Source organism: Myxacorys sp. (assembly GCF_059501405.1).
This window is the reverse complement of sequence record NZ_JCACCM010000162.1, coordinates 1-10,363: the sequence shown is the minus strand read 5'-3', so window position 1 is coordinate 10,363 and position 10,363 is coordinate 1. Positions and strand designations below refer to the sequence as shown.

Here is a 10,363-nt window from a genome sequence, read left to right as displayed (position 1 = left end):
ATTGGTTCATCTTATCCGCTTTATCTGTAGCAGGCATTAATTGAGATGGTATTAGAGCGAAAGGAAGTATCCCTCTTTCATCACTTTGGTAGGAGCAAAAGCTGAAAGCTTTGCTGCACCTGCGTTTTGCTCTTTTGTCATCTTCGAGCCGTCAAAATAGGAAACTCGCACTGGAGCTAGGTTTCAGAGTTCACTTCAGCGAGAGTGATGAAAGAGGGATACTTGCTTTCACCGACCAGGGTCCATAATCCTCTACATCAATCTGTTCACGAACAGCAATAGTTGGATCCTGATGCCATGCCACTTTCCAATTTGCTTCCACTGTCTTGTCGAAAAAGATGCCGCGTACAACTCGTGCTTCCCTGCCAAGCATTGGCTCGATCAAAAGGCGAAGGGCTGGACTGTTTGCGATATCTCTTGTAAACGGAACAAGATTGAGGAGGTTCCTAATTCCATAGGCTGTGCCACCTCTACGACTCACTGCTCGATCTATAGGGATTTGTGTTAGATGTTCAATGAGTAACGAGATCGCCTCGAAATCTAAGACATTTGGGACGACGGTGAACCCATCCCTTTCGATTGCGTGAATGTAATTAGTCATCTATGTAAATTAACATTCAACAAAGCCGTCTAACAAAATGATTCGACTTCTCCTAGCTTCTTACAATCTCAGCACGGCTGCTCGCATTCGCTCGATTGCCATCTGGAGATTCTCTAGCGAATTGGCATAAGAAATTCTGAGATAGCCATTACCAAACTCACCGAACGCCGTTCCTGCTAATAGTGAAACGCCTGCTTCATTGAGAAAATAATCGGCTAGCGCATCACAAGGCAATGGTAATTGCTTCACATTTGGAAATGCATAAAATGCACCAGCGGACTTGAGGCAATGAATGCCCTCGATCGCATTTAAACCATCGACTACAGCATCTCGACGTTGATGAAATTGCGCCACCATTTGATCAACAAATTCTTGTGATCCTCGAAGAGCTTCAATTCCAGCAATCTGCGTAAAGGCACAGGTGCAGGAGTTGGAATTGATCATGAGGCGAACTATTCCCTCAACCAGATGTTTGGGAACAATGCCATAGCCGAGCCGCCATCCCGTCATCGCATAGGTTTTAGAATGACCATCGAGCAAAATGGTGCGCGATTTCATATCGGGAAACTGAATGAGGCTAGTGTGGTTGCCTTCGTAGAGAATGCGCGAATAGATTTCATCGGAGAGGATGTAGAAATCGTGTTGGTGGGCAAGGTCTGCGATCGCAGCTAAATCCTCTGCTTGCAATAAACCTCCTGTGGGATTTTGAGGGGAATTGAGAATTAACAAGCGAGTGCGATCGGACACGGCTTCGATCAAATCATCTAGATGAAAGCGAAACCCAACTTCTTCGCGTAGCGGCAATGGAACGCCTTTAGCGCCAACAAAATTGATCACGGATTGGTAGATCGGAAAGCCCGGATCTGGGTAAATCACTTCATCGCCTTCATTCACCAATGCCATCAGCGTAAAGAAAATAATGGGTTTGGCTCCGGGCGTGACGACAACTTCGTCGGGATGGATTTCGACCTTTCTGGTCGTCGAAATATGTTCGGCGATCGCTTCTCGAAATGCCAACAAGCCAGCCGCCGGAGTATAGCCTGTATAGCCATCTTTCATGGCCCGAAATGCAGCTTCACAAATGGAAAATGGGGTCGGAAAGTCGGGTTGCCCAATTTCTAAATGGATGATGGATTGTCCTTGAGCTTCTAGCTGTTGCGCTTTGGCAAAGACATCAAAGGCAGATTCTGTCCCTAATCGACTCATTCGTTCTGCAAATTCCATGCGTTACACCTCATAATGTAGACTTTGCGCAGCATCCCCCTAGCGGTGCGTACCATGGATGACCATCGTGCAGAGGGGGCTGTTGAGCGGCGATTAGCGCAGAGCGCAACTCTGACGGAACCGCCGCATATCGATCGCGCAGGACTCGCCGCATCACTTTGTTCGATGCGGTGCGGGGCAAAGCGTCTACTATCACCAGATCCCAAATTTTGAATAACGGATTGAGGCGTTGAGCGATCGCGGCCTGTAACACTGCTTTGAGTTCTGCGTGCGTTTTTTGAGTATTGGGCGCAACGACCGCATAAATAATCAACTGGGTCGGCCCACCTTCAGACTCAGATACCGTTCCTTGCGAGTTGTGCGGAGTGCTAATGGCGGCAGTTTCACAAATGTCCGCAACAGTACTAATCACTTGTTCAATCTCGGCGGAACTCACTTTAATGCCGCCTAGATTCATCGTGTCGTCTACGCGACCACAGGCACGATAGTAGCCATTCGGCAATCGTTCCAAATAATCCCCATGACGACGCAACGGCGAGCTATGGGTGTTAACACCTGACTCCTCAACATAACTAGCTGTCTCCGCAAAATAAACCTGATGATGGTCTTTGTTCAACAATTCTATAGACAGCCCGATCGCAGGTGGAATGATAAAGGCTTCCCCTTCGGTTGCAGGGCGATCATCAGCGTCTAGAATGGCAAAGTCTAAACCCAGCGCAGGGGTTGTGAACGTTGCCGGAATGCAAGGCTGAACAAGAGTGCCTGTAATGTAAGCTCCTCCAATTTCAGTGCCACCGCAGTATTCAATAATGGGTTTGTTACCTGCTAGCGACATCAAATACAACATGTCTTGAGGATTAGAGCATTCACCTGTAGAACTAAAGGCTTTAATCGCACTCCAATTCAATCCCTGCATACAGTCGGTCGTTTTCCAAACTCGCACTAGACTGGGGACTACACCCAGCATCGTTACCTGAGCGTCCTGAACAAATTGACCGTATTCTCGTGTGGTCGGTGCGCCATCGTAAAGGGCGATCGTGGCACGATTGATCAGGCTCGCGTAGATCAGCCACGGCCCCATCATCCAGCCCAAATTGGTTGACCAAGCCACTACATCACCCGGATGAATATCGTGGTGGAGATGTCCATCCACCGCACATTTAATCGGTGTCGTTTGCGTCCAGGGGATTGCTTTAGGATCTCCGGTTGTGCCAGAAGAAAATAAGATATTGGTGTGTGCGGCTGGAGTTGTTGAAATCGCATCAAAGGTTACGATCGCGCTGAGAAAGTCATTCCAGGTTAAGTCACCGGAGCGCAATTCAACGTTTGGGACGGGCTGTTGAGATAGCACGATCGCCAGTGGAGCCTTGGCGTCAATCACCTTGGCATAGAGCGGTAGCTGCTTTCCACACCGTTGAATGAAGTCTTGAGTAAAAATTGCTTTTGTGTTCGCTAACCGTAATCGAGTGGCAATTTCAATTGCCGCAAAACTATCGGCGATCGACACCACGACACAACCCGCTTTGATGATTCCCAAGTAAATTGCTACCGATTCAGCAGTCATCGGCATTGCAATAGCGATCGCATCTCCTGGCTGAAACCCTAGCTCGACTAAGCCATTTGCAACGCGATTGGTAAGCGCCTGTAATTCGTTGTAAGTCCAGGTGCACAGGGAACCGCCTTCTGTTTGGAAAACGATCGCGGCTGTGTCTCCACAAGCTTGCAAACAGCTTTCGACAATATTCAATCGAGCATTCACAAGCCATTGCGGAAATTCTGCGCCCTGAGATAGGTCAACGATTTGCGTGTAGGGTTTCCGAAAGCAAATCCCGAGCCGTTGAATCATGACCTCCCAGAAAGCGCCCCGATTGCGAGTTGACCAAGAGTGCAGGTCTGCGTAGGTGTGAATGTTCAAGTCCTGCATGAGCGCTGCAATGTTGGTTGCCTCAATTTGTTGGGGTGATGGAACCCATGCGGGAGAGAGTTCTTGGTGCATTGCCGCTTCCTCATTCAATGCCTGCTAGGAAAATCCTTTAATGGGGCTTGCTAGTTGCTCAATAGCTTGAATTAATGAGTCGATAGAATGAATTGACTAGGGAAGATACTGAATTGACCCGTCGATGGAACGAATTGACTACGGAAGATACTGAATTGACCAATCGATAAACTGAATTGACTCGTCGATGGAACGACTTGATTAGAGAAGATACTGAATCGAGGCGTAGATAGATTCAACGGACGGGGCAAGCGCTTCTCTACCCTTGCTTTCCCTATAACGATGAATTGATTTGCTGTAACCCATTCCAAAAGACTGCGATCGCATCCAGGATTTGTTGACCTCCCGCAATAAATTTGGCGCGATCGAACTCTGGTCTAAAATAAACCGCTTCTAGTTCTTCTAAGGTATGTCCTGCGTGTTGGGCTTCCACGCGATTGTGCCACGTGAAAAACGCCAAGCGGAGTTGTGGATAGCGACTTTGTTTGATCTGGGTCAATCCATCTTCTAGCTCTTGCCAGAACCCTGCTGCCGCCCAATTTTCAACGGCAAAGCTGGCACCCTCCGCGATATTGGGATCATCACTGCCGTACAGACGCTGCAATTCATCGCAAAAATGCAGTGTGGTTGGGCTGCCGTGCTTGCGCTGACCAATCTCCTCGTAGTGCAAGCCGATCCCTTCTGCCACAGCAGTCAGCCACTCAAAATGAGCCGCCCGAAAGCGACAAATTCCACCATCGACGGTTCCTTCTGTACTGACCACTTCAGGATCACCTTCTCGGTCTTTTTCCTCGTCTGTTTTAGGTGTTTGTGGATTGGTTGTTCCTTCCAACTTGCGATAAATTACGCCTAGCTCATTCAGCAGAATCTCGCGGCTGGCTCGTGATTGTTGAAGGGTTGGGGAGTTAATGACTTTCAACAATGCCGCGACCAGAAATTGATTTGAGAACACAGAAAACTGCCGAATAAAATGCCGCAACTGCTCATCTGTGGCATTGCCTGCTTGAAACCAGCGAGTATAAGCATTATTCGTAATGATGGGATGCTGCAAAAGTTCACGATCGACCTGGTGAAGAAAATCCTGGAAGTCATCCACTTGTTGTTGTGTTAATTCCCCCTGATGCAGGCGTTTCTGAATTCGATCAGAAACAGATAGGCGAGTGGAGGGAGTTGTGACGGGGGGCATAGAGCGGTTTCTCCTTATAAAACGAACCAAGGATCGCTTGACGATCAAGCAACCCAACTGTAGGAATATTGCGCGTCCTCCAACTCAACCGCTTGTCGAGTCAGTGTTAGCGGACGGAATGTATCAATCATGACGGCAAGTTCATCGGTGCGCTCTTTGCCGATCGACCCTTCATACATGCCTGGATGCGGGCCATGCGGAATGCCATTCGGATGCACCGTAATCGACGATCGCTCAATCCCCTTGCGGGACATAAAATTCCCCTCAACGTAGTAGAGAACTTCATCAGAATCGACATTGGAATGGTTGTAGGGCGCAGGAATGGCGAGCGGATGATAGTCAAACAAGCGAGGCACAAATGAGCAAATCACAAACCCAGGTGCCTCAAAGGTTTGATGCACAGGCGGCGGTTGATGAATGCGTCCGGTCACGGGTTCAAAGTCGGCGATGTTGAAGGCGTAGGGATAGAGATAGCCATCCCAACCCACGACATCGAGTGGATGATGATGATACAGGTAGGTCGTGATGCGACTGGCTTTGCTAAGCTCCGAAGGAGCATGAGCTTTTATCCGCACTTCAAACTCGCCGATTTCATCGTGCGGAATTAATGTTTCTGGTGGGCGTAGATCCCGTTCACCGTAAGGCGCGTGTTCCAGAAATTGACCGTAGCGATTGAGATATCGAGCAGGCGGTTCAATGTGTCCTTGCGCTTCGATCACCAACATCCGTTGAGCAATGTTGGTATCCGGCAACAGTTGCCACATCACCCCGGTCGGAATCACCAAGTAATCACCCGGACGATAGGGCAACCGACCGTATTGACTCTCTAATACCCCGCTACCCTCATGAATAAAAATGACTTCGTCCCCGTGAGCAAACCGATACCAATACAACATTGGCTCCGTAGGTTGTGCCACTGAAATGCACACATCTCGATTCGCCATTAACGGAATTCGAGCCGCGATCGCATCTCCTCCGCTCGATACGTTCCCAGTCCGTAAATGACGATGACGGAGTGCCCCAACCTCTTCAAACTCCAGCGCGATCGGTTGCTCTAGAAAAATCTTGTCAACTTGCGTGGGTGGGTGCAAATGATAAAGCAGCGATTGAATGCCCGCAAAGCCGTGAATGCCCATTAATTCTTCGTGATAGAGCGAACCATTTGGATCACGAAACTGGGTATGTCGCTTGTGGGGAACCGTGCCTAGCTGGTAATAGTACGTCATCGCCGGATACCGTTTTGCTGGATGTCTACAACAGAGTTGAGAGTCTAATGTCTGGCTCCTGATCTAGAGATTTCCTCGGAGTGCTTGTTCGCGTTCGATCGCCTCAAATAATGCTTTGAAATTGCCTTCACCAAAGCTCTGGGCACCATGTCGCTGGATGATTTCAAAGAACAGAGTGGGACGATCTTCAACGGGCTGCGTAAAGATTTGGAGTAAATAACCCTCGCGATCGCGATCGACTAAAATTCCGAGTTCTGCCAACTGCTCAATTGATTCATCAATCTTGCCGACTCGTGCTTCTAACTCTTTGTAATAAGGAGTTGGCACACGTAGAAACTCAACGCCTGCCTGCTGTAATTTTGTGACCGTTTCAATGATGTTGTGGGTTGAGTAGGCAATATGTTGAACCCCCGGCCCCTGATGGTATTCCAAATATTCTTGAATCTGCGATTTTCCCTTCCCTAAAGCAGGTTCATTAATGGGCAATTTAATCTGACCAGAACCGTCTTGCACCACTTTAGACATCAACGCTGAATATTCAGTCGAGATTGCTGCGTCATCAAAGTGAACCAATAGCTGAAACCCCATCGTATCGGCGAAAAACTTCACCCAGTGTTCCATTGCGCCCCATTCAACATTGCCAACAATGTGGTCAATCGTTTGGAGTCCTGCTTCCCAGCCAGGCTGAACTGAATGTCGAGGTTGAAACTGAGGCGCAAAGACACCCCGGTAGTCCTGCCGATCGACAAACTTGAGAATGACATCGCCGTAGACATGGATCGCCGCATAGTGAAGTAGCCCCGACTCATCTTCTGCAAGGGTCGGCGGTATCGCTGCGATTCCTGCGGAGTTGCGCTCGGCGCTAATCGCGCCTCGTGCAGTCACGTGTTGATAAGCATCCACGACGTTGGGCACCTGCAACGCAATCACCGCCACATGATCGCCATGCTTCAGCACACTACGAGCAATGGGATGATCAGAATTTAGTGCTGTGCTCAGAACCAAACGAATCTTGCCTTGCTCCATGACATACGAAGCAACTTTGCGACTCCCTGTTTCTAAGCCTCGATACGCTGTGTTGGTGAATTTAAAGAAGGTTTCATAAAAACTCGCTGCTTGCCTTGCGTTACCAACATAGAACTCAAGGTGGTCGAAACCAAGAATAGGAAATGAATCAGTCATTAGGTTCCCCCTTAGCAGAGGAAAGATGTAAAAGCAATCACTTAAAATCAATAGAACCAACAGAATGTATCAAGATATAGTTCTTGATACAAATCATATAGAGAAACAGTAACGTCCTAAAATAGCTAGCAGCTTTCAATAACTGCGAATAAAAGTTTGCGAATGCAAACAGTGGCTAACAACCGAATTTGAAGCGTCATTTAGGTTGTAGAGTTTCTATGGCTTTTTAGAATCAGTTAATAAACCAATCTGAGAAGCCATAATTAAATTATAGATTTAACTTCTCAGACTTGCTAGTAATAATGATCACGATCAATCTAAGGGGAGGTTTAAGCAATATACAGATTCCCTGCCCTCTTCCGAAGGAGAGAGAGCCGGACATTATCCAGTCTAGCTCTCGACGTTTCAGTTACATCTGTTGGTCTTAACAGTCAAATTAGTACACCGTTTTTAGAAGCCAAGATTTAGAGGAGGTGCAAACGAGTGTTAACATCGCTCAAACGGCTTCTCGCATCGATCGTAGACTATGCTGGGCTCTTTCCACCTGCGCAGCTAAGCTTACCTGAGGCAATGAATACTTACGATCGCGCCCACTCTTCTCCACATTCGTGGATGCTCGATCGCTTTGTTTTGCCCGCCACTCGGCTACCTGAGTTCGTCAAGCTTTTGCCAATCTTATCTGAAGAAATCCCTTCATCTCAGCACTGGTCATTGAGCATAATTCTGTCTAAAAACTGGCTAGCAGAATTGGAGCAGATACATCGAATCACCGAAGCAGAATTTCACTGCAAGGATTCCATTAGGATTAGTGCCTTGGAAGTTGCCCCACTTTCACCTGTCGAAATTCAACAGGGATATCTAGATCTGCCTGCTGAAGTGGACACTTTTTTTGAAATTCCGTTTGATGCTGACTTAGAACCGCATCTGAATATTCTGCAACAAATAGGAGCAGGCGCAAAGCTGCGGACAGGTGGCATGACTGGCGATGCGTTTCCCGACAGTACACAACTGGGTCAGCGCATTCTGTCATTCGCGAATGCTCGAATCCCGTTCAAAGCAACGGCTGGGTTACATCATCCCTTGCGCGGTCATTGCTTCACTCACGCCTCGGATATGACTTCTACAACAAGAGCTTCTACAACAATGCACGGTTTTTTGAATGTCGCGATCGCTTCAGCCTTTGCTTACCATCACGCCATCACGCTGAATGAGGCTGTGGCAATCCTTGAGGAGCTGTCGATCGACCCATTTCAATTCAGCGTGACCGAAGTCAGGTGGCATCATCATTCCCTCTCCATATCTGAGATTGAGCATTCGCGATCGCAATTCTTTCGCTCGTTCGGTTCCTGTTCCTTTCAAGAACCCATCAACGATCTTTACGACTTGAGGTTCCTATGATCTGCGCGATTGATTCTACTCACGATCCAAATTTGCGGAGTTGGGTTAAATCAGCGAATCAAACCGACACTGATTTCCCAATTCAAAATCTACCGTTTGGAGTATTTCAAGCACGAGGGCACGCTGAAACGCCTCGAATCGGGGTCGCGATCGGCGATCAAATTCTGGACTTAACGGCTTGTCAGCAGATCGGGCTACTTCAGGAACTACCAGAGTCTCTAAAAGCGGCCTGCTGCGCTTCGACCTTAAACCCATTAATGGCAATGGGGAGAACAGCTTCATTGTCGTTGCGCCATCATCTGAGTCAATTACTCCGCGCAGAACAAGCACCTCCAGCCGACGGCACTATCCTTGTTTCGATGTCAGAGGCGCAATTGCTTTTGCCTGCCACCATCGGCGACTACACCGATTTCTACGCCTCTATTTTTCACGCCACTAATGTTGGTAAGCTATTTCGCCCCGACAATCCTCTGCTGCCAAATTACAAATATGTCCCGATCGCCTATCACGGACGAGCATCCTCGATCGTTCCGAGTGGCACCCCAATCAAACGTCCCTACGGTCAACAGAAACAACCAAAAGACTCAGCGCCTACGTTTGCCCCGTCTCAAATGTTGGACTATGAACTTGAAGTGGGTTGCTTTGTGGGCATGGGGAATGAATTGGGAGACCCGATCGCGCTCGATCAATCAGAAGACCACCTATTCGGACTGTGCCTCGTGAATGACTGGTCTGCGCGAGACATTCAAGCTTGGGAATATCAGCCACTCGGCCCTTTCCTGTCAAAAAGCTTTGCCACGACAATCTCTCCTTGGGTTGTGACCCTAGAAGCCCTTGCCCCATTTCGAGGTTCTGCGTTTGTGCGGGCTGTAGATGATCCACCCACCTTGCCTTACCTCATGTCATCGACTAATCAACACTTCGGTGGCATTCAGTTAACTCTAGAGGTGTCGCTGTCTTCTGCGCGGATGCGTCAAGAGAAAATAGCGCCTTTGCACTTAAGCCGGAGTGAATTCCAACAGATGTATTGGACGGTGGCACAAATGCTGACTCATCACACCAGCAATGGCTGCAATCTTCGTCCTGGAGATCTATTTGCTAGTGGAACTATTTCCGGGAGCGAGGCAGGCACGCAAGGCTGCTTGTTGGAACTCACGCAACGGGGAACACAGCCGCTCGTGCTACCGACCGGAGAAGTGCGATCGTTCTTGGTAGAAGGGGATGAGGTTACTCTTCGGGGTTATTGTGAGAGAGAAGGTTACATCAGAATTGGGATAGGTAAGTGCCAGGGAATAGTTGACATCAGGGGACAACAGCGAGCTTGAGAGATAGATGAGACGCTGAATAAAAGCCACACAAGCAGAACAAATAGTTGTGTCGAGAAAACTTTTCTAGTGACAACTAAACTACTACGACTTGTGATAGTAGTTTGTTTCTTGATTAGGGAACAGTGTATCTCAAGCTGAGTGTATTGCTAAACTCTTCGGAATGATTACTTATACCATCTCAATTAATGCCTGCTACAGATAAAGCGGATAAGATGAACCAAT

The 10,363-nt window shown here is 48.2% G+C and carries 8 protein-coding genes; 2 read left to right on the top strand and 6 right to left on the bottom strand.

All coding sequences use genetic code 11. From position 1 onward, the window contains the following. Nucleotides 1-190 precede the first annotated feature (190 nt). The 6 genes from AC5I6P_RS22345 to hppD form a co-directional block, all read right to left on the bottom strand. On the bottom strand, nt 191-601 hold the full coding sequence (locus AC5I6P_RS22345) for a phytanoyl-CoA dioxygenase family protein (RefSeq protein WP_495695971.1): 411 nt from the start codon (nt 599-601) through the stop codon (nt 191-193). 60 nt (nt 602-661) lie between these two features. Continuing rightward, nucleotides 662-1,825, bottom strand: a complete 1,164-nt coding sequence (locus AC5I6P_RS22340) for a pyridoxal phosphate-dependent aminotransferase (protein WP_495695970.1) — start codon at nt 1,823-1,825, stop codon at nt 662-664. Nucleotides 1,826-1,835: 10 nt separating this feature from the next. Beyond that, nucleotides 1,836-3,821: an AMP-binding protein gene (locus AC5I6P_RS22335; RefSeq protein WP_495695969.1), complete on the bottom strand. Its 1,986-nt coding sequence runs from the start codon at nt 3,819-3,821 to the stop codon at nt 1,836-1,838. Nucleotides 3,822-4,095: 274 nt separating this feature from the next. After that, a complete protein-coding gene (locus AC5I6P_RS22330; RefSeq protein ID WP_495695968.1) occupies nt 4,096-5,007 on the bottom strand; it encodes a hypothetical protein in 912 nt (303 codons plus the stop codon). 44 nt (nt 5,008-5,051) lie between these two features. Further along, nucleotides 5,052-6,233, bottom strand: a complete 1,182-nt coding sequence (locus AC5I6P_RS22325) for a homogentisate 1,2-dioxygenase (protein WP_495695967.1) — start codon at nt 6,231-6,233, stop codon at nt 5,052-5,054. 63 nt (nt 6,234-6,296) lie between these two features. Next, nucleotides 6,297-7,415 carry a 4-hydroxyphenylpyruvate dioxygenase gene (hppD, locus tag AC5I6P_RS22320; RefSeq protein WP_495695966.1) on the bottom strand — a complete coding sequence of 373 codons (1,119 nt, stop codon included), beginning with the start codon at nt 7,413-7,415 and terminating at the stop codon, nt 6,297-6,299. Nucleotides 7,416-7,898: 483 nt separating this feature from the next. On the opposite strand from hppD, the gene AC5I6P_RS22315 reads away from it, so the two are divergent. After that, the gene (locus tag AC5I6P_RS22315) at nt 7,899-8,813 is read left to right on the top strand and encodes a hypothetical protein (RefSeq protein WP_495695965.1); all 915 of its coding nucleotides are present in this window, start codon (nt 7,899-7,901) and stop codon (nt 8,811-8,813) included. After that, on the top strand, nt 8,810-10,138 hold the full coding sequence (gene fahA / locus AC5I6P_RS22310) for a fumarylacetoacetase (protein WP_495695964.1): 1,329 nt from the start codon (nt 8,810-8,812) through the stop codon (nt 10,136-10,138). Before AC5I6P_RS22315 ends, fahA begins: the two co-directional genes overlap by 4 nt. The last annotated feature ends 225 nt before the right edge of the window (nt 10,139-10,363 follow it).